The 20662-nt window shown below is 61.9% G+C and carries 17 protein-coding genes and 1 pseudogene; 7 read left to right on the top strand and 11 right to left on the bottom strand.

What is annotated here, in order from left to right; genetic code table 11:
- Positions 1-7 precede the first annotated feature (7 nt).
- Together KHO33_RS12635 and KHO33_RS12640 are read right to left on the bottom strand one after the other, a co-directional pair.
- Positions 8-1168 (bottom strand): HAAS signaling domain-containing protein, encoded by a 1161-nt coding sequence (locus KHO33_RS12635; RefSeq protein ID WP_200566948.1) that lies wholly within the window; start codon positions 1166-1168, stop codon positions 8-10.
- Entirely contained in the window at positions 1165-1506 is a 342-nt protein-coding gene (locus tag KHO33_RS12640) for a PadR family transcriptional regulator (RefSeq protein ID WP_200566947.1), read from the bottom strand. The genes KHO33_RS12635 and KHO33_RS12640 overlap by 4 nt, the downstream gene beginning before the upstream one ends.
- Positions 1507-1804: 298 nt before the next feature.
- On the opposite strand from KHO33_RS12640, the gene KHO33_RS12645 reads away from it, so the two are divergent.
- The 4 genes from KHO33_RS12645 (at position 1805) to KHO33_RS12660 (ending at position 5689) form a co-directional block, all read left to right on the top strand.
- A complete protein-coding gene (locus tag KHO33_RS12645) occupies positions 1805-3163 on the top strand; it encodes an MFS transporter (protein ID WP_200566946.1) in 1359 nt (452 codons plus the stop codon).
- Between the two features lie 9 nt (positions 3164-3172).
- On the top strand, positions 3173-3826 hold the full coding sequence (locus KHO33_RS12650; RefSeq protein WP_200566945.1) for an RraA family protein: 654 nt from the start codon (positions 3173-3175) through the stop codon (positions 3824-3826).
- A gap of 110 nt (positions 3827-3936) precedes the next feature.
- Entirely contained in the window at positions 3937-4740 is an 804-nt protein-coding gene (locus KHO33_RS12655) for a class II aldolase/adducin family protein (protein WP_054039370.1), read from the top strand.
- Between the two features lie 22 nt (positions 4741-4762).
- Entirely contained in the window at positions 4763-5689 is a 927-nt protein-coding gene (locus KHO33_RS12660; protein ID WP_200566944.1) for a 2-hydroxyacid dehydrogenase, read from the top strand.
- Here the strand turns inward: KHO33_RS12660 and KHO33_RS12665 are convergent.
- Positions 5686-6651, bottom strand: a complete 966-nt coding sequence (locus tag KHO33_RS12665) for a LysR family transcriptional regulator (RefSeq protein WP_236074671.1) — start codon at positions 6649-6651, stop codon at positions 5686-5688. The two genes, KHO33_RS12660 and KHO33_RS12665, sit on opposite strands and share 4 nt — an antisense overlap.
- 141 nt (positions 6652-6792) lie before the next feature.
- Here KHO33_RS12665 and KHO33_RS12670 point away from each other — a divergent pair.
- The 3 genes and pseudogenes from KHO33_RS12670 to KHO33_RS12680 all read left to right on the top strand — a co-directional run bounded on the left by KHO33_RS12670 (position 6793) and on the right by KHO33_RS12680 (position 10357).
- Positions 6793-8025: pseudogene (locus tag KHO33_RS12670) on the top strand (Zn-dependent hydrolase).
- Entirely contained in the window at positions 8022-8924 is a 903-nt protein-coding gene (locus KHO33_RS12675) for an HpcH/HpaI aldolase/citrate lyase family protein (protein ID WP_200566943.1), read from the top strand. The pseudogene KHO33_RS12670 and the gene KHO33_RS12675 overlap by 4 nt, the downstream one beginning before the upstream one ends.
- 122 nt (positions 8925-9046) lie before the next feature.
- Complete coding sequence (locus tag KHO33_RS12680) at positions 9047-10357, top strand: MFS transporter (protein WP_200566942.1); 1311 nt, start codon at positions 9047-9049, stop codon at positions 10355-10357.
- A gap of 88 nt (positions 10358-10445) precedes the next feature.
- Here KHO33_RS12680 and KHO33_RS12685 read toward each other — a convergent pair whose 3' ends face one another.
- The 8 genes from KHO33_RS12685 to KHO33_RS12720 all read right to left on the bottom strand — a co-directional run bounded on the left by KHO33_RS12685 (position 10446) and on the right by KHO33_RS12720 (position 20554).
- Positions 10446-11141, bottom strand: coding sequence for an SDR family NAD(P)-dependent oxidoreductase (locus tag KHO33_RS12685; protein WP_054039382.1), 696 nt, complete (start codon positions 11139-11141; stop codon positions 10446-10448).
- 44 nt (positions 11142-11185) lie between these two features.
- The gene (locus tag KHO33_RS12690) at positions 11186-11953 is read right to left on the bottom strand and encodes a DeoR/GlpR family DNA-binding transcription regulator (protein ID WP_054039426.1); all 768 of its coding nucleotides are present in this window, start codon (positions 11951-11953) and stop codon (positions 11186-11188) included.
- Positions 11954-12101: 148 nt separating this feature from the next.
- Positions 12102-13289, bottom strand: a complete 1188-nt coding sequence (locus tag KHO33_RS12695) for a sialidase family protein (RefSeq protein WP_200566941.1) — start codon at positions 13287-13289, stop codon at positions 12102-12104.
- A gap of 26 nt (positions 13290-13315) precedes the next feature.
- Positions 13316-14740, bottom strand: a complete 1425-nt coding sequence (locus KHO33_RS12700) for a sodium:solute symporter family protein (protein WP_054039386.1) — start codon at positions 14738-14740, stop codon at positions 13316-13318.
- 127 nt (positions 14741-14867) lie between these two features.
- Positions 14868-17207, bottom strand: coding sequence for a 4-hydroxythreonine-4-phosphate dehydrogenase PdxA (gene pdxA / locus KHO33_RS12705; protein ID WP_200566940.1), 2340 nt, complete (start codon positions 17205-17207; stop codon positions 14868-14870).
- Positions 17204-18373 carry an iron-containing alcohol dehydrogenase gene (locus tag KHO33_RS12710; protein ID WP_200566939.1) on the bottom strand — a complete coding sequence of 390 codons (1170 nt, stop codon included), beginning with the start codon at positions 18371-18373 and terminating at the stop codon, positions 17204-17206. The genes pdxA and KHO33_RS12710 overlap by 4 nt, the downstream gene beginning before the upstream one ends.
- Before the next feature lie 52 nt (positions 18374-18425).
- Positions 18426-19313: a 4-hydroxy-tetrahydrodipicolinate synthase gene (gene dapA, locus KHO33_RS12715; protein ID WP_054039430.1), complete on the bottom strand. Its 888-nt coding sequence runs from the start codon at positions 19311-19313 to the stop codon at positions 18426-18428.
- Positions 19314-19390: 77 nt separating this feature from the next.
- Positions 19391-20554, bottom strand: a complete 1164-nt coding sequence (locus tag KHO33_RS12720; RefSeq protein WP_407946174.1) for a porin — start codon at positions 20552-20554, stop codon at positions 19391-19393.
- Positions 20555-20662: the final 108 nt, after the last annotated feature.

Here is a 20662-nt window from a genome sequence, read left to right on the forward strand (position 1 = left end):
CCGCACTTCAGGCGGATTGCCCTTCGTCGAGTCGAGCAGTAATCAGAGCGAGTTGCCGCTGAACATAGCGGACCAAGGCGCGCCATGTAATTCGCGTCAACCACAAACAAAGCCACAAACCGACGATGCCGGCGACCAGCATCGCGAATCCGTAAATCATTGCGCCGATGCCCGAGCCATGCGGCCCGACGATCACGACGTTGTCCGAACCGTCCTTAATCGAAATGTGGTCGCGATCGATCACGACCGAATCCGAGCCGCTGTTGACCGCCAGACGCTTGCCGCTGCCGTCCGCGCCCTGCACGAAGGACACGTGGTCGCCGTGGTTCCTGATGTCCCACGCCAGCGCCTTCGCACCGGTTCCGATGCGCGCGACCGATACCTTGTCCCCTTCGCCATCCTTAAGATCGAGCGCTACGATGTCGGTGGCTGCGATAGACCATGTGCCGTCCGGGTCGACCTTGAACAGATCGCGCGCGCCGCCAACCGAATTGACCTTGAGTTTGCCGTCGTCGTTCTTGATGTCGATCGGACCGGCCAGCGTCACAACCGAAATCCGCGTGGCTGCATCGGGCCGCAGCACGAAACGGTCACCGTCCACCCGGAACACCTTCATATTGGCGGTTGCGAGGCGCGGGTCGCCCTGCTTGGGGGCGTCATCCGCGTCGTCGTCATCATCGTCATCGTTTCCGTTGGCGCTCGCCTGCTGACCCGTTTTCACGTCACTGCTCTCGAAGGTGAACGGCACCGAATTAAACGCCGGCCACCCGAACAGATGATGACTTCCGAGCGCAACCACCGTCACGAGCCCGGCAATCGTCAGTGCGCCTGAAACCGCGTAGCCGATCGTCAGCATCAGCAGATAGAACATGAACGGAATCAGCAGGAACAATTGCAACAGGCCGAGCCCTGCGATCGACACGACCACCCGCATCAGGTTGCCGAACGAGCGCCGCGTTTCCCACTGACGGAAATTCGCCTGCGCCTTCAGTTCGCGTGCGAGCTTGACCGGGTCGCCGAGCGCTGCAACCACTTCCGCCTCACTGCGGCCCGCTGCGAGTGCATCACCGAAGTACTCGCGATAGTCGGCGACGATTTCGTCGACCATCTGCTTCGGCAAACTCCGCAGTTCGTGGCGCAATTGCTGGATGAATGCGTCCTGCGTCATTGCTTTTCCCCTGTTCCTGAGGGCGTACGGGACAAGGCCAGCACACCGTTGACTTCATCGACAAAACTGCGCCATTCGCTTTGCATTTCCGCCAGACTGCTGCGGCCCGCCGCTGTCAGCGAGTAGTACTTGCGCGGCGGCCCCGAACTGGATTCCACGAAATACGTCGACACCCACGCCTCGGCCTGCAGCCGGCGCATCAGCGGGTAAATCGTGCCCTCGCTGATCTCCATGGTTTCGGAGAGCGTCGAGACAAGCTCGTACGCATAGCTGTCGCCGCCGGCGAGGACAGCTAACACGCACATGTCGAGCGTTCCCTTCTTGAGCTGCGTTTTCATTCAATTCCATTACATTAGTGTGCATAACACGGTACCTTGCTATGCACTGGTGCCGAACGCACCGATCCGCGAAATGACGAACGAACTCTAGCACCCAGTATTGTTTAATGCAAGGTACTGTTTTATGCACAGGACACCCGTGCTCACCAGACCGGCCGTCCGATCATTCGCTCCATTAATACAAAGGATTAGAAATGAGACTTTTACTTATTGTTTTTGGCTTCCGATAAAGGCACCAGGCCATGCGCGCAATGGCTGCGTTCATCCACTGAAACCGCCATGCCTCAAGGAGAAACCCATGACGTCCTATCGTCCCGCGGACACGCCAGCGCCACCGCCAGGAGATGGCACCCCGGCCAACATGAAAAAAATCGCGGTGGCGAGTGTGATCGGCACGACCGTCGAATGGTATGACCTGTTCGTTTTCGCCACCGCCTCGGCACTCGTCTTCAACAAGGTGTTCTTTCCCGGCTTTGTGCCGTTGGTCGGCACCTTGCTGGCGTTCGGCACGTTCGCCTCCGCCTACCTCGCGCGTATTGTCGGCGCTGCGCTGTTCGGCCATTTCGGCGACCGCCTCGGACGCAAGGCGATGCTGCTGGTCTCCCTCATCATCATGGGCATCGCGACGTTCTCGATTGGGCTGCTGCCGAACTACGCGTCGATTGGCATCTGGGCGCCCATTCTGCTGCTCACCTTGCGCGTCATTCAGGGACTCGCGCTCGGCGGCGAATGGGGCGGCGCCGTGCTGATGGCGGTGGAACACGCACCGGCCGGCAAGCGTGGACTGTATGGCTCGTGGGTGCAGATCGGCGTGCCTGCCGGCACTCTGATCGCCAATCTGGCGTTTCTGGTCTGCAACGCGACGCTGTCAAACGACGCACTGCTCTCCTGGGGTTGGCGCATTCCGTTCCTTGCGAGCGCATTGCTCGTGGGGGTCGGGCTTTATATCCGTCTGAACACATCGGAAACCCCGTCGTTCCGCAAGGTCAAGGAAGCCGACGCGCAGGTCAAGCTGCCGATCGCCGAAGTCCTCACCCGATACTGGAAGCAGGTTCTGCTCGGCGGCATCGCGACGATGTCGACGGGCACCTCGTTCAACTTGATCGTCGCTTTCGGGTTGACCTACGGAACGCAGACACTGGGTTTCTCACGTAACGCGATGCTTTCCATCGCGCTGATTGCCTGCGCGCTTTGCATCGTGTTGTTGCCGGCCTTCGGAAAGCTATCCGACGTCGTGGGCCGCAAGCCGGTGATCATCGGCGGTATCGTCGCCGAGGCCCTGCTTGCTTTTCCGCTTTTCTGGCTGCTGGATACGCGCGAGTTTCCGTTCGCGCTGCTCGGCTATCTGCTGATGATGACCGCCTTCGCCGCGAACTATGGACCCATCGCCACCTTCCTCGCGGAGCTGTTCGGCACTGAGGTTCGCTACTCCGGCTTGTCGGTGAGCTATATGTTGTCCGGACTGCTCGGCAGTGCGGCCACGCCGATTGTCACCACCGCGCTGTTGTCCGCGACAGGCCGCGGTTCGTCGGTGGCGTGGTACATGATGGGCTCGGCTGCTGTTTCGGTACTCGCGCTCGTGCTGCTCGCGGAGACGCTTCGCCGCGATATCTCGTCTGCGGCGCGCACCAATGCGGCCACGGCGAGCCTTTCGTGAAGGTCTGATATGAAAACGGAAAATGCCGCTCTGATGCAAGCCACACCCGACTCATCCTTACTGCGCAGCCTCGAATCCGTCAGCTTCCCGACGCTCGGGCACTTCATGGAAGACGGCTTCGCGGACCATCGAATTCGCGCGATGGTCCCCAACGTGAAGGTGATCGGGCGCGCAGTGACGCTCAAGCTGCTGTCGCCCGACGCCATTCCCGTGAACCGCGCCCTCTCGCAACTCAAACCCGGTGACGTGCTGGTGATCGACATGAGCGGTAACCATACGCACGCACCGGTCGGAGCGGTCACGGCATGTGCCGCGCTCAACGCCGGCGCGAGGGGTGTTATCGTCGATGGCGTGGTGACCGATCTCATCGAACTACGCAGTACGGGGTTGCCGGTGTTCGCGCGCGGAACGTCGTTGCTAACGACCAAAAAGCGCGACACGATGTCGAGCCTGTTTAACGAGCCGGTGATATGCGGCGGGGTCGTGGTGCGCCCGGGCGACATCGTATTGGCCGACGACAACGGCGTGCTGTTCGCTGAAGCATCGGCCCTCGCCGCCGTGATCGATATGGCGCTGGCTTCCGACCGCGCGGAACCCACGATACTGGCTCGCCTCAACGCCAAAGCGCCGCTTCACAAGGTCCTGCAGTGCGTCATGTCGTAAAGTATTCACGCGGCTAATAATCTGCATTAGAACAATGAAGTTGACGGACACTGACGCGCTGACGAACACTACGCGCACTACAGCACGTGAGAACCTGGGAGTCTTCTGAAATGCAATCCACACCCACATCCGATCGCACGAGCGACAAACCGGCGCCGATCGGTACCGAACAGCAGGTACGGGAGGAACTGGCGGCACTCTACCGGCTGGCCGCTCACTTCCGCATGACCGACATGATCGACACGCACATCACGGCGCGCCTGCCCAGCTCGCCGGGCGAGCCGCCGGCCTTTCTGATCAACCGCTATGGCGTGCTGTTTCACGAGATGCGCGCATCGGACCTCGTGAAAATCGATCATCTCGGCAACGTCGTCGACGAGCGGGCGCACAGCGACCCGGCGTTGTTTCGTGTGAACGCCGCGGGGTTCACGATTCATTCGGCCATCCACGCGGCACGCGACGATCTGCATTTCGTGATCCATACGCACACCGCCGCCGGAACAGCCGTATCGGCCCAGGAGCAGGGACTGCTGCCGATCAGTCAGCATGCGCTGAAGTTCTACGGCAAGCTCGCTTACCACGATTACGAGGGCATCGCGCTCGAACTCGGCGAGCGCGAGCGTCTGGTGCGCGACCTCGGTTCCTGCAAGGCAATGATCCTGCGCAATCATGGCTTGCTTGCGGCCGGCGCCACGGCAGCCGAAGCGTTCCACGAAATCTATTTCCTCGAGCGGGCCTGCCAGGCGCAAATCCAGGCGCTGGCCGGCGGCAGCGCGCTGCGCATCCCGCCGCGCGAAGTGTGCGAGTTGACCGCGAGCCAGTTCGCTCGCGACGACTCCGCGGGCATTTCCGAGTTGGCGTGGCGCGCGGCGTTAAGGTTGATCGACGACCCGAAATCCGACTACCGCAACTAGGCCCGTTCTCCGATTCGATGCAATGACCAAATTAGTTCTGATGAGCCGTGACTTCGACATGTCACACCTGGTGCAGCCGATTCTGCGCGCCGCCCCTGAATTCGATGTCGTGATGCACGGCGAGCGGTCCAGCGGCGATGCTGACATCGCCGTGTGCTGGAACCCACCTGCCGGCGCGCTGGCGGAGCTACCGAAACTGCGGCTCGTGCATAGCATCGCTGCGGGCGTGGACAACATTCTGTCCGATCCTGCCCTGCCCGCCGTGCCGCTGTGCCGGGTCGTCGATCCGCAACACGCACGCGGAATGAGCGAATTCGTCACGTGGGGGGCGCTGCACTTTCATCGTCAACTCGACCGTGTGCTTGCCAATCAGCGTCTTAACCGCTGGTTCCGCGACGATCAGCGCGATGCTTCCGAATGCGCCGTGGGCATCATGGGACTGGGAGAAATCGGCAGCCGCGTCGCGACGGATTTGCAGCGCTTCGGCTTTGCGGTGCGCGGTTGGGCGCGCAAGCCCCGCGAACTGCCTGGCGTGACGACCTTCGCCGGTCCGCAGGAATTCAAGCCATTCCTTCAGGGGACAGACATCCTCGTGTGTCTCCTGCCGCTCACGCACGAAACCCGCTGGATTCTCAACGCGAACACGTTCGAACACTTGCGGCCGGGCGCGAAGCTGATTCACGTCGGTCGCGGCGAACATCTGGTGCCCGCGGACCTGCTCGCGGCACTGACGAGCGGACAAATCGGCGGTGCGATCGTCGACGTGTTTCCGACCGAGCCGTTACCCCCCGAAGATCATTTATGGCGCGCACCCAATCTGATCGTGACGCCGCATATGGCGTCGGTGGCAAGCTCGGACACGATCGCCACGCAAGTGGCGCACAACGCGCGCAGGCTGATCCGCGGCGAACCGCTGCATAACGTGGTTGACGTGACGCGCGGCTACTAAGCGCGAGGCTCGAGGCCGGCACCTTCCGCCTGACCATCGATGAACACATTCAGCGCATCGATAAACGCAGCCTCAGCAGCGCTCAGCTTACGGTCCTGTGACCACAGCATGTAGATATCGAGGTCGGCCACGCCTTCATCCGGCGGCAGCCGCTGAAGGCGGCCTTGAGCGATATCGTCGCGCACGACGTGTTCCGGCAGGCAGCCAATGCCGAAGCCCGCGAAAATGAAACGCCTCACTTCGGTCATGCTCGACGATGAGCCGACCACGCGCCCCGTGAAGCCCATCTCGTCACGAAAGAATGTGAGTGGCGACAGGTGGTCGCCTACTTTGTCGCCGGTGAAGGAGACGAACTTCTCGCCGGCGAGATCGGCGACCTGAAGATCGTCGCGTCCAAAGAGCGGATGATGACGTCCGCAGAAAAGTGCATACCGTTGACGCAGAAACACGCGGCTGTCGACTCGTTTGGGTAACGCGCGCCGCGGCGTCAGTCCGAGTGTTGCGGACTTTTGCTGGAGACTGTTCACCACATCGGCGCTGCGCATTTCCTGGCTTTCGAGCTCGATACGCGGATACGTGCGATGGAACTCCGCGAGAAACGTGTCGTAGGCCGGAAAATCGATTCCGCTGACGGTACTCACGCGCACCATGCCGGAGATATCGTGTTCACGATCCACCTCGGCCAGCGACAGCCGCGAGATCGTGCCGTACACGTCTTCAGCAATCTGCTTCACTTCGATACCGGCCTGCGTGACCTCGATACGCGGACCGTGGCGATCCACGAGGCGCAGACCCAACTGCTCCTCCAGCCGACGCAGCGCCTGGCTCACGGCGGGCTGCGTCAGATGCAGTTTCGTCGCCGCGCGACTCACGCTGCCTTCTTTCGCAATGGCAAGAAAGGTACGCAGCAGGTTCCAGTCGAGACGGTCGTTCAGATAAGTGTCCGGGCGGTCTTTGCTCACGATGAGCCTCACTGGTTTCATCATCCGCCAAAATTATACTTAGGATTAGAATTAGAAATTAGACTTATCATTTTTGATTACGGATAAAGGCATCACGACGAACCCGACGCGGTCAGTACGCCGCGACTTCAGGAGTGTGTGATGCTAAAGATCAATGGTGAGCGGCTCTGGACGAGCCTGATGAACATGGCCGCTGTCGGCGCCACGGCAGGCGGCGGTGTGCGGCGCCTCGCATTGACCGAACAGGACGCGGCAGGCCGGGCGCTTTTCTCGCAGTGGTGTGTCGACGCGGGGCTGACGTTGTCCGTCGACCAGGTCGGCAATCTTTTTGCGCGGCGCGCCGGCAAACGGAGCGACGCCGCGCCCGTAGCAAGCGGGAGCCACCTCGACACTCAGCCCGAGGGCGGCCGCTTCGACGGGGTCTATGGCGTGCTCGCCGCGCTCGAAGTCGTCCGCACGCTGAACGATGCGAACATTCAAACCGACAAACCCATCGAAATCGTCGTGTAGACCAACGAGGAAGGCGCGCGCTTCACGCCGGCCATGCTCGGTTCAGCGGCCTTCACAGGCGTCATGCAGCTCGCCCAGGCGTTGAACACGCGTGACGCAGCAGGCACATCGGTCGAGCAGGCATTGCAAGCGACAGGCTATGCCGGCACGCGCGCCGTGCCCGGCATCGTCTTCGACGCCTACTTCGAAGCGCATATCGAACAGGGTCCGGTGCTCGAGGAAAGCGGCGTGCCGATCGGCGTCGTCACGGGCGGCCAGGCGATTCGCTGGCTCGATGTGCGCGTGCGAGGGCAGGCCGCGCACGCAGGCACGACGCCGATGCAGTACCGCCGCGATGCGCTATTCGCGAGCGCGGAAATGGCCGCGGAGCTGGAGAGCATCGCGGCAGATTTCTTTCCGCAGGGTCTTGCCACCATCGGCGAGCTGCACATACGCAATGCATCGCGCAATACGATCGCGGCGGACCTGTCGTTCACTGTGGATCTGCGTCACCCCGACGATGCGATGATCGAGAAAATGGAAGCCGCGCTGCGTGAGCGCTTCGATGCCATCGCCAGAAGACGGCGCCTGACTGTCGAGGTGGGACAGCATTGGGTCAGTCCATCCACGCCGTTTGACCCGGACTGCATTGCGGCTGTCAGCAACGCAGTCGAGACGCTCGACTATCCACATCAACGCATCGTCAGCGGTGCGGGACATGACGCGATCCATCTCGCGAAGCATTGTCCGACCGCGATGATTTTTATCCCCTGCGTCGACGGCCTGAGCCATAACGAAGCCGAAGACGCTTTACCGGCAGACGTCACGCGCGGCACGGATGTGCTGCTTCACGCGATGCTGGCCCGCGCCGGGCAGGCCGTATGAACGCGCATCAAACGCCTCGTCCACCCGGCATCCGGCGCACATGGCTCTTTGTACCCGGCAACCATGCCGAAGCCCACGCGGTCGCGCTGCAAAGCGGCGCAGATGCAATCGTCGCCGATCTCGAAGAGATGACTTCGCCGCAAGACCGGCCGCAGGCACGCGAGCGCATCCTCACGCTACTACGCGAGGCGGCTCGCGCCGGCACGGTCGGCTCGGTACGGATCAACAAACTGGAGCACGACGGCCATGCCGATCTCGAAGGCGTCATGCCCGGCACCCCACGGGCGATTTTTCTGCCACACGCGGAGAGCGCGGCTCAACTGGCCGCGCTCGACGATGCGCTGGCCGTCATCGAGCGCAAGCTGGGCATTCCGGCGGGCTCGACGGAGGTGGTTCCAGTTATCGAATCCGCAAAGGGTCTGGTCAATCTGGGAGCGCTACTTCAGGTGGGTGCACGGATAAAGTGCTGCATGCTGGCGGTCGAAGACCTGGCGGCGAATCTCGGCGCGCGCCGCACACCGGGCGGTCACGAACTGCTCTACGCACGCAGCCGCTTTCTGATCGAGTGTATTGCCGCCGGCTGCGTGCCGATCGATCTTCCTTGTACGTACCGGTCGGCGCAGGTGCTTGGGCAGGACCTGGACCTCTCCACGCAACTCGGATTCGCATCGAAGAGCGTCGTGTTTCCCGAACACGTGCCCGCAATTCACCGCGCGCTGACGCCATCCGCGGAAGACGTGCAGGCAGCGCGCGCGCTCGTCGACGCACACGCAGTGCAGCTAGCGAATCCATCCTCTGCCGGATCGGAATGGATCGACTACCCGGAGCGCAACAATGCGCAACGGCTGATCGCGCGTGACGCGCTGCTCCGCGCCTTTGAGGAAAGCGGCAACGCATAAGCGGGCCAAGCATTAGCCGCTTTGATACTGAAGATTAAAAATCCGAATTTGGCGGCCGTATTTCGGCGACCGATAAAGACAGCGGTCAAGCCAACGCTGCGCGTTCAACAACAGGATTCCCCATGTCCCCTTCTGAACAGACTCATCAGCCCGTGCGCGCCGCCACCGCGGCTTTTATCGGCACGGCTGTCGAGTTTTACGACTACTACACCTATGCGACGGCCGCCGCGCTCGTGCTCGGCGAGGTGTTCTTCCCGAGCAGCAATCATTTCCTGAGTACGATGGCTTCGTTCGGCACGTTCTTTGTGGGCTTCATTGCACGCCCATTGAGCGGCGCGGCGTTCGGGCATCTCGGCGACAAGCTGGGTCGCAAGAAGATGCTGCTGCTGACCATGTTCCTGATGGGGATCGCCACCACCGGCATCGGCCTGCTGCCCGGCTACGCCAGCATCGGTATCTGGGCACCTATTTCGCTCGTGCTGTTGCGGATTCTCCAGGGCATTGCCGTGGGCGGCGAATGGGGCGGCGCGGTATTGATGGCGAGCGAGCACGCGCCAACCGGCCGCAAGACGTTCTTCGCGTCCTTTCCGCAGATGGGTAGCCCGGCGGGACTGATTCTTTCGCTCGTGTCGTTCAGGCTCGTCACTTCGCTCGATCACGCAAGCTTCGTTGCCTGGGGTTGGCGCCTGCCGTTTCTGGCCAGCTTCGTGCTGCTGTTGATCGGCATGGCGATCCGTCTCGGCGTTAAGGAGTCGCCCGAGTTTGAGCAGCTTCGCAAGAATCGCGAGGTGCTGAAGTCGCCCGTCAAGGAAGTGCTGCGCACCGCGTGGTATCCGATCGTCATGGCGGCGATGGCCACGACGATCGGCTCCGCCGGGTTCTTCTTCACCAACACGTTCATGATTTCGTATGTCACCGGTTATCTCGGCATGTCGAAATCGTTCATTCTCGATTGCCTGTTTGTGGTCACGCTGATCCAGTTGGCGTCCCAGCCGGTTTCGGCGCTGTTGGCTCAACGGTTTGGAGAGACCCGCTTTCTGACCTGCGCCGCCCTGCTATCCATGCTCACGCCATACCCGATGTTTCTGCTCGTTCAGACGCAAAATCCCGTCGCGATCGTGGCGGGTATCTCGCTCGCGGTGGTGGTACTGTCCGCCGTCTATGCCGTCATTGCCGGTTTCATGACGCCGGCATTTCCCACGCAAGTCCGGTACTCGGGCATTTCGATTGCCTATCAACTGTGCGCGACGATCGCCGGTGGGACGACGCCCTTGATCGGTACGATGCTCGCGCAGAACTACAAGGGCGAGTGGCTGCCGCTAGCGATTTTCTTCAGTGTGCTTTCGGCGGTGTCGCTGGTTGGAATCGTGGGGCTCGGGCGTTATCGCAAGGGGATATGCGCGGAGGGATCCGCTGCGGTGCTTGCTAACTAAGGCGGGCTGACGTTGGCCCGCGAGCCCTTCCGATTTCGGCGTGAATCGCGAATCGGATCGGCAAAGCGCCGCAGATCGAGGTCGGGGGCTAGAGCGACGAGCCCCCGCACATCACGATCTGTTGCCCTGTAATCGCGCCGGCATCTGCTCCTAGCAGGAAGCCGGTCAGCGCGGCCACTTCCGACGGTTTGACGAAGCGGCCGATTGGCGGCAATTTAGGCGGTGTTCCGGCTCGCGCCGGATCGTTGAGTAACGGCGTATCGGTGGCTCCTGGCGCAACCACATTGACTGTGATGCCACGCGGCGCGAGTTCCGCGGCCCAGGATCGGGCCATGCCGACCAGCGCCGCTTTGGTCGCCGCGTATTGACTGCGGGTAGCGGCGCCGTTCGCAGTCCGACTGCCGATCAACACGATGCGGCCGCCGGCGGACATCTTTGGCAACAACGCATTGGCGAGAAAAGCGGCAGCATCGACATGGAGCCGCCACATGGCTGCGCCGTCGGCGGCGGTCAGTTCGCCAAGTGGCGCCGTGCGCATGAATCCGGCCGCATGCACGAACGCGTCGCACGTATCGATCGCGTCGACGATGGGCCTCAGCGCGGCAAAGTCCGTCACGTCGACGGGGACGATCGTCAGGTGCTCGAGGTCATGCTTCGCCGGTGTCCGGCACAAACCTGTTACACGCCACCCATCCGCAAGCAGGCGTTGAACGATCGCCTCGCCGATTCCCGACGACGCACCCGTCACCACCGCATGCCGTTGCACAACCGCTTTCGCTGTCACTCCGTTTCCCCTACAAATCGGTCACGGAGAGCCATCGCGCACGCTTATCGAACCGCCGCGGTCTCCACCGTCACCTCGCCTCGCTCGTCGAACAAGGCCAGTTCCTGCGGCTCTGCCGCGTTATCGGTAATCAACGTCCAATCGCGCTCGAGCGGCGTCCAATGCTGCTGGCTGGCACGGCCAAGCTTGTCGGCGGTGACGAGCACGAACACGCTCGCCGCCTGACGGATCACGCACTCCTTCAGATACGCCTGCTCGGCGGTCGCCTCGCACAGGCCGCGCGTGGCCGTCACACCGTCGGCGCCAAGAAACGCCTTGTCGAAACTCAAGCGGCTCAGCGCAAGCTGCGCCAGCGGCCCAAGCGTACTCATGCTCGACGAACGGATATCGCCCCCGATCAGCGTCACCCGCACCTCGCTGGAGGCGAGCGCGCCGACCACCAGGAGGTTGTTCGTCACGACATGAATCGAACGATATCCGGCCAATTGCCGTGCAAGCGCCGCCGTGGTCGTCCCGCCGTCGAGAAACAGTGTGTCGTCCTCCTGGACATGCGCGAGCGCGGCGCGTGCGATCGCGTCCTTCTGCTCACGAAAGCTCTCGCTGCGTTCGTCGAGCGAAGCTTCCGGTTCGTGCGCGCTGACCGCCGCCGCACCGCCATAGGTGCGCAGGATCTGGCGGCCCTCCGCGAGGGCCCGCAAATCACGCCGTACGGTCGCCTCGGACATGCCGAAGTGCTCGCACAGCGTACCGACATCTGTCATCCCGCCCAGCACTGCGTGAAGCATCGCCTCGCGGCGTTTCGCAACTTTCATGATCTTGGATCGGAGGAACCGGTTAAGCCACAGCGCGCCATGAGCGCGCGCAAAAGTGTGCCTAGTGTAGCGAATTTCCATTCGTACGCCGTCTCCCTTTCCGGTCCGCTCAAAACCGACCCTTCCCTCTACTGCTTCACCGATGGTTTTAGCCGCGTACCCATGTTTCGTCGACGCGCACGTATTTGATCCGTTGACGGAAATACGTGAAAGCAATGTGCAATGCACCGTCGGCTGATTGCACGATGGACGGATACGAATACTCGCGGTTACGCTGCTCGGCCGAATTGTTCGTCATGCAGTAACCATCACCGATTTCCAGATTGCGCCGACGCGCCCACGTGTGGCCGCCGTCTTCGGAAATAGCCAGCGACATCGGGCTTCGCGGCGCGCCCCAGAACGCGCTGCCGCTGGCGGATGCGCTCTGGTCGCGCAACGCGCCGCTGTCTTCGGAATCTTCGATGTCGTCGTACAGCGAGGCGCGCCGTCCGGTGCTATGCGACGCGTCGCTCTCGTTGAACACCAGCGCGAGATGGCCATTCTTCAGCGACACGAACTGGATCGACGAGTTGTTGTTCGGCAACGTGGTCGCTTGCGGAGCGCTCCACGTGCGGCCATCTTTCGAGCGGCTCGCATAAACGAAGTCCGCCCACCGGCTGCGGAACAGCGCGAGCAACGAGCCGTCGGCGAGCAACTGCACGTTCATATGCACGCAACCGATGCTATCGGGCACCTCGTGCTCGCGCCACGAGCGTCCTTCGTCTTCGGAGATCAGCACAGCGCTGATGTCATTGTTGCCGACCCAGCGTTCGCCGGGTTCGGTGCGGCACATGAACACCGGGCACAACCATGCACCGTCCGGCAGCACCACGATCGGCTGACGCACGAAGGTGCCCGCGCGGTCGAACAACGTCTCGATCGGCCCCCACGTCAAGCCGCCGTCGGACGAGATACGTCGCCGCACGATCGCAGTGTTCTGATGTCCGGACAACTGTGCGGTATAGGTCAGCCACAAGCGGCCATCGGGGGCAGTGAACAGCACAGGGTTCTGCTCGGAGCGCGTCGGGTCGTTCGACAGTTTCTCCGGCTCGGACCAGACCTCGGTGCCCGCACGCAACCGCGACATGTAGATCGACACGTCCGGGATACCTTCCTGTGTCCCGCCGAACCAGACACATAACAGGTCGCCATTGGGCAGCGCATGCAGATTCGCTGCGTGATTCTGCACGCACGGGGACGGTAAATACGCGTCGTGGCGCTGTGCATCGGCATAGGCCACACGCACACGGCTGTCCCACGTCGTCGAGGTCGGGGCTTCTGCAGGGATGGAAGTCATCCGGTGTTCTCCTGAATTGCGTCGCTTCAATGTGATTCGCGATGCTGGAGCCGCTCACCGCTCGCGCCGACTGGCGTGGAACCCGAGGGAAACAGCAGCTTTTCCAGCACGATAACGATAGCCGGCGTCACCAACGATACATACATGTTGTCGATGCCGAACGGATTGCCGAGCAGATACCACACCGTCGTCGAGATCGTCGCGATGATCAGCGCGGCCATAGCGCCACGGCTGCTGTTGAAGAAGGGCAGATAGATGCCGATCAGGGCCACTACGGACACCGTCAGCCGCAACGCCCGCGTGAAGAACGACAGCGCCAGAATCTGCGGCACGAACAGCACGAACACGAGCGGGACGAGTCCGACTACGAGCGAAATCCAGCGCGTCATGCGCAGCTCGACATCCGGCGCCGGGTTGTAGCGCGGCACATAGAAGTCCTTGACGACCAGCGACGCGATAGCAAGCGCCACCGTGCACACGCTGACGAAAATTGACGCAACGAGCGACGTCGTCACCACACCGGCCAGCAGCGGATTCATATGCTGCAAAAACACCGGCAGCGCATAGAGGCTCTTAATGTTGGGAAACAGAAACTTGGCCGACACGCCGAGAAAACCGAGTGCGAGCGAGATCGGCACACACAACGCCGCAGCGAGCAGGGATGCATTGCGCGCCGCCGCTGGCGAACGGGTTGCGGAAATCGCCTGAATGATGAACTGCGTCGAGAAGATCGCGCCCGCCGTGCCGATGATCCACGCGCCGATCGTACCGTTGCTGAGCGAGCCGTTCCAGGTGAAGTAATGCTCGGGCATCTGCGCCATCATCGGTTTGATGCCACCCGTCATTTGCCACGCCACGTAGACCAGAATCGCGATGCCGATCAGCTTGACCGCACTATGCACAATGGTCAGATACGCCACGCTCTTCAAGCCGCCCCATGCGAAATACACCGTGCTGACGATCGCCGTGATCACCGCGGCGGTCGGCAGATTGATGCGCATCACCGTCGAAATCGCCGCCGCGCCGCTCACATAGTTGCCTACGTTCACGAGAAATAGCGCGTAGATCATGATCGCCGAAACAACCAGTTTCGCACGCTTGCCGTACTTCATCGCAATGAAGCCGGAGATTGTGAATTCGCCTGAACTGTAGAGACGCTTGGCCATGAACAGGCCGAAGAACAGAAAACCAATCGACGCGGCGATCACCGACCACGATGCCGCAATACCCGCACTGAACGCTTCCTGCGAGGTGCCTACCGTCGACTTCGCGCCGATGAATTCCGACATTAGCAACACCGCGACGACCACGGCCGGCATCGAGCGCGACGCCACCATGAACTGTTCGGAATTACGGCTGCGCAGCTTGACGCTAAACCAGCTGGTTAGAAGAATGTAGATCACGACCATCCCTATGATGATCGCTGTGTCCCAGTAGCCAAAAGTTGCCATGGTGTCTCCAATATATTTTGACGACGTCTTCGCATCGAACAATCCGGCCGCCGGGCGTGTCCCCGCCTTCTCGACGGCCGAGAATCTGTTTCCGCCGCAGCGGTCCTATCCTGCCGGTTCGTTGCGCTCAAGCTTCCAGTTCGGAGCGCCGCGTCGCGAGATCGAGTGCCTGTTTCAGCGCCTCGAGCATGCTGCGTTCGTCGGCAATGCCCTTGCCGGCAATGTCAAACGCGGTGCCGTGATCGACCGAAGTCCGAATCACCGGCAAACCGACCGTCACGTTGACACCGGCCTCGAGGCCCATCACCTTGACCGGGCCGTGGCCCTGGTCGTGATACATCGCGACCACCACATCGAAGTCTCCGCGGCCGGCGCGGAAAAACAGCGTATCGGCGGGCAACGGGCCCTCGACGTCCCAGCCGCGTGCCTGCAGAACCTGCACCGCCGGAATGATCTTTTCCTCTTCCTCGCCGTAGCCGAACAGGCCGTTCTCGCCCGCGTGTGGATTGATCCCGCATACACCGATACGCGGGTTGTCGATCCCGGCGCGCACCAGCGTTTCATGCGCCCTCTCGATGGTCCGTTGCACCAGGCCCGGTTCGATACGGCGAATGGCATCCAGCAGCCCGATGTGAGTCGTCACGTGAATCACACGCAGCTTTGGCGCGACGAGCATCATCGACACTTCGTCGATGCCGGTCAGATGCGCGAGCATCTCCGTATGCCCGGGGAAAATGTGGCCGCCCGCGTGCAGCGCTTCCTTGTTCAGCGGCGCCGTGCAGATTGCATCCAGTTCGCCCGCCGAAGTCAGTTTGACGGTACGCGCGATGTACTGATACGCCGCATCTCCCGCGACGGCCGAGAGCTTGCCGTACGGCAGGTCCGCTGGAATCAGCCCGAGATCGATGCAATCGACCACGCCGCATTCAAAGCCGGCGTCCGCCGGACTGCTGATCGAGCGCACTTCGAGCTCGACGCCGGCGCGTTTGCCAGCATCGCGCAGACGCGCGGCGTCGCCGATCACGAGCGGGCGGCACTGCTCGTAGACAGAGGCATGGGCCAGCGCCTTCATGACGATTTCGGGGCCGACGCCGGCAGCATCGCCCATGGTGATGCCGATAACTGGACGATAGGTCATTGTGGTGAGTCCTTTGATGGGGGCCTCGTGAGGCCGAGCGATGCGGTGAACGCCGGCGAGTTTCCGCCAGGCAAGATGAAGCGTATCGGGATGACCGAAACCACCCGCTTTGGTGACAACGCAAAGGCGGCGGCCGTTGTGATCCGCGTGCAGCAGCGGTACCCCGCTTTCGATTTCTTCGACGATCCGCAACTGGCTAATGCCGGCAGCGGACAACAACGCGCGCGCCGTTTCCCCGCCGGTGGCTATCACGCCGCCGGCAAATGGCAGCGCCGGCGCGAGCAGGGCTGCGAGGCGCTGGCAAAACAGCAGACCATCGGCGACGCTGCTGCGATCGACCTGGCTCAACGAGACGGCAACGTGACACCCCTGTTGAAGCGCTTCACTGACTTTGCCTGTGAGACTCGCATGCGCTTGCGTAAGCGGTTCGGCAAGCAGCGTCCTCGTGTCGACCTCGAACGAAACCAGTGTGCTACCTGCTTCTGTTTTAAGCCGCTCTACCTGAGCATGCGACACGCTCGACATGCTGCCGACCACGGTCAGTACCGGCTGACTCGGTGTGTGATGCGTCCGTGCGGCGAGCCGCGTAGCATCGGCCAGATTCAATGCGCTCATCAGATCGCGTGCAAGCCCTGCCGAGCCAACCCAGAACACGCCGCGCAATTGAGCGGACGCGCGGGCGACCCGTTGCAGATCGTCTTCCGTTTCGCTGTCGCACACCACCGCCTGAATACCGGCGTGACGCAACGTGTCGAGCCGGTCTGTCAGCACCGCGTTACCCGCACGAACCTCAGTCAACGTCAGCGCAGCCGTACGCACGCCGTATTGCTCGAGCATGGCCGAAAGATTTGCCTCGCCGCCAATGCCTTCGTTGCGCCAGACTTCGGTGTCTTCCACCGCCACGCCGTTCAGCCATTGCCGCGCGTCGCGTGTCGTGCGGCCTGCGGCCGGAAACGCCGGCGCCACGATTGCCATGCCGGCGAGCGGCACGAGTGCCGCCACTTCCGCGGCAAAGTTACCGCGCAGCGTTGAATCGATTTTCTTGTAGAGTTTCGTTTCCGCGTTGCCGAATTCGCGCCACACGTCCGCGTTACGGTGCGCCGCAGATGTAGCGTCGAGCCGGCGTGAATCGGCATCGACGGCGAGTACATCGATCACGTCGGGCGTGATGCTCGCTTCGGGCATCAAAGCCGCTGAATGCACGTGTGCATCTAGTGTCACCACGCTGCACAAGCCGAGACGCGCGCCCGTCACTGCACAATCTGCCGTGCCCGACAGATCGTCGCCGATGATCAGGAGCCGCAAGCGGCGTTCGCGTACGGTATTCATGGCAGCAGGCGACGATAGATCGCCTTCATGTCCTCGAGCGAAAGCGGCTTCGGATTATTGCCGAGCAGCCGTTTGACTTTCGCCGCTGCCACTGAGAGCGCATCGAGATCGTCTTCACTGACGCCAAACTGGCGCAGATCCTGGGGAATGTCGACGGCCGACGTCCATTCATTGATGCGCTCGATCAGCTTGCGCGCGGCAGTTTGCTCATCATCGTCGTGTGCACCGAGCGACAGGGCATGCGCAACATCAGCGAGACGGCCCGCGCATGCATCCATATTGAAGGCCATGACATGCGGCAGCAACATCGCATTCGCCACACCGTGCGTAATGTTGAACATACCGCCGAGCGGATACGCGAGGGCATGCACCGCAGCCGTGCCGGCTGCCGTCAAGGCGAGACCGCCGTACATCGAGCCGAGCATCATGGCTTCGCGCGCCTTGATCGACTCGCCGTTCCCGTAGGCTTCGATGATGTTCGCGCCGATCAGCCGCATCGATTCCATCGCGAACATGTCGCTGATCGGATTGGCCTTGGTCGAGATATACGACTCGAGCGAGTGTACAAACGCATCCATGCCAGTCGCCGCGGTGATCGCCTTAGGTAATTTCAGCGTCAGGGCGGCATCGAGAATCACGAGTTGCGGCAGCAGATGCCGGCTCACAATGCCAACCTTCAGCGCCTCGTCCGGCAATGTGACGATCGCATTCGGCGTCACTTCCGACCCGGTGCCCGCGGTGGTCGGCACGAGAATCAATGGCACACCCGGCTTCTTGATCAAATCGATGCCGAGCCATTCGCGCAGCGGCTGCTCATTGGTCAAGCGCACGGCAAACAGTTTGGCTGCGTCGAGCACGCTGCCGCCGCCGATCGACAGGATCGCGTGCGGCGCGAACGGTGCGATCTGCTCTCTGAACACGCTTTCCACGTTGCCGATGGTCGGCTCGGGTTCGACATCGCGCACGATCAGTACTTCGATGTCTTTCTCGGCGAGAGCAGCCATCACGCGATCGATTACACCGAGCGCTTCCATCGCGGGCTGGGTGATCAAGGCAATGCGTTTGACCGGCGTATCGAGCAAGGCAAGTTTGTCCGCCAGCAGGTCAAGGCTGTGCGCGCCGTGCACTATGTGCTTGACGGTCTGGAAGTGATAGGTCGTGGTCATGGCGGTAGGTCGTTGGCGATTGAATGGTGTAGCCGATGCGCTTCAGCGCGTTTCAGCGTGAATCGCGGTACACCGCGAGCGCCTGTTCGAGCCGGGCACGGGCGCCGGCGTCGAGCGGCTGCGCGGGCGAACGCGCGGGGCCTGCCGGCATGCCGAGCATTTCCGCTGCGGTCTTCAGTACCACCGGCATCGTGCCGAGCGCGAATGCGTCGCGCAGCGCACGCAACGACTCCTGTGCCTTACGGGCGGCCGCGATATCGCCGGCTTGAAAGTGCTTCCAGATCGACGTGACGACACCCGGCACCGCGTTAGTGGTCGCGGCCACCGCACCGTCACCGCCAGCGATCAGGGACCATAGAATCATCGAGTCGGTGCCGGTAAACACCGCGAAGTCATCGCGGCGCAGATTAATCAATTGCAACAGACGATCGAAGTCGCCGCCGCTGTCCTTGATGCCGCGAATGTTCGGAATCTCGGACAGGCGGCGCACCGTGTCGATGGTCAACGTGACGCCGGCCTTCGCGGGAATCGTATAGAGCATCACCGGCAGAGTGGTGGCTTGCGCGATCCGCTCATAGTGTGTGAACAGTTCCTGCTGCGTCGCGCCGTTGAAATACGGCGTGATCACCGACACCGCATCCACGCCCACGTCGAGCATCTTGCTGTTCAGATCGATTACGTCGCGCGTGGCATACGCGCCGGTGCCGGCAATCACGGGCACCCGCGAGCGCGCCTGGTCGACTGCGATCTTCGCGATGCGCAGCTTCTCCGCTTCGTTCAACGCGATGAATTCGCCATTGGTGCCGAGCACGAACAGCGCATGCACCCCTGCCTCGATCAGACGCTCGATCAGCGTGCGTAAGCCGGCTTCATCGACGTCTTCCACTGCCGTCATCGGCGTGATGAGTGCGGGAATGATCCCCTTGAACAAAACTGTCATGCTCGACTCCACTTCTACGAAAGAAGGCTTGAGCTTTTCCGCTAAGCCTTCCTGTTTGATCAAATTGCTCGAATCGTTCAGAACTTGTGACGCAGCCCAAGCGCCGTGACGAACTGGTGCGACGTGCTCGAAGCGGCAATCGGCCACAACGCCGCGGTCGCCGCGTGCCCGGTCGAATCGATACCGCTCGCCGCTTGCCAGCCGGCGCTCAGATAGACGTCCGTGCGCTTCGACAGGAAGTAGTCGGCGCCCGCATTCACCTGGTTGTAATGCGCGTCGCCGGCGCCGTGCGTACGGGTGTAGTTGTACGCCACACCGAGCAGCGTGGCAGGCGTCAACTGATAGCGGAAGTTGGCTTCGAGGTTATCGAACGTTGCGGTATCGCCGACAAAACGCGCCACCGGTGCGGAGGCCGCGCCCGAGCCCAGATCCTTGAACTTCGAGTTGGAGTAAATCAGGCCGAACGTGGCCGCGCCGAACGTGTATGCGCCGCCCACTGCCGCTATCTGAAGCGTACGCGCGGACGCGTAGCCGGAATAGATCGGCGTGTTGTTCGGCGAAATCGCCGCCGCACCGGCAGTGCCGTCGAATAGTCCGGTGTTCGGCGTGGTTGCGTTCACGTACGAGGCTGCGACCACGAACGGACCGTTCGCGTAGGTGGCGCCGAGCCCCCATACGCGGTTATTCGAGAAGTCGCCGGCTGTCCCGCCGAAGCTGAACAGGCCGCTAAAGCGAAAGCCCGCGTAGTCGTTGCTGGTGAACTTCACGCTGTTGCTGATCCGCTCATTCACGTAGAGGTTGTCAGTATTGCCCGGATGAGCGCCAAGACCACCCGCCCACTGATTTGCCGCCGTCAGCGCACCCAGAAAATCAGCGGAGGTGTCGTTCTGCCGCCCCGCCGTCACCTTACCGAAACCGCCGCTCAACCCGACATAGGCTGCACGTCCGAACTCGCGGCCGTTCTGACCGAGCGTACCCGTCGTGCTGCTGAAGCCATTCTCAAGCACGAACAGCGCGCTCAGGCCGCCACCCAGATCTTCCTGACCACGCAATCCCCAGCGGCTGCCAGACAACGTGCCGCTCGACATCTGGATATTCGAATGGCCTTTCTGGCTGTTCGAATAGACGAGCGATGTGTCGATCAATCCATACAGAGTAACGCTGCTCTGTGCGTGTGCGCCGGTCGTGGCCGCACCGAGTACGCCCAATGTGGCCAGGACCTGGAAAGAACGCTTCTTCAATTGTGTCTCCGTGATTTTTCTTGATGGCAGGGCATGGCGCTTCGGCCATTTGCAGACGGTCGGGATTCGCGAGTGTGAGCGGTTTGCTCATCCAAAACGACCGGTTCA

It is taken from the genome of Paraburkholderia nemoris (assembly GCF_905221015.1).
In the GTDB taxonomy this organism is placed as follows: Bacteria; Pseudomonadota; Gammaproteobacteria; order Burkholderiales; family Burkholderiaceae; genus Paraburkholderia; species Paraburkholderia nemoris.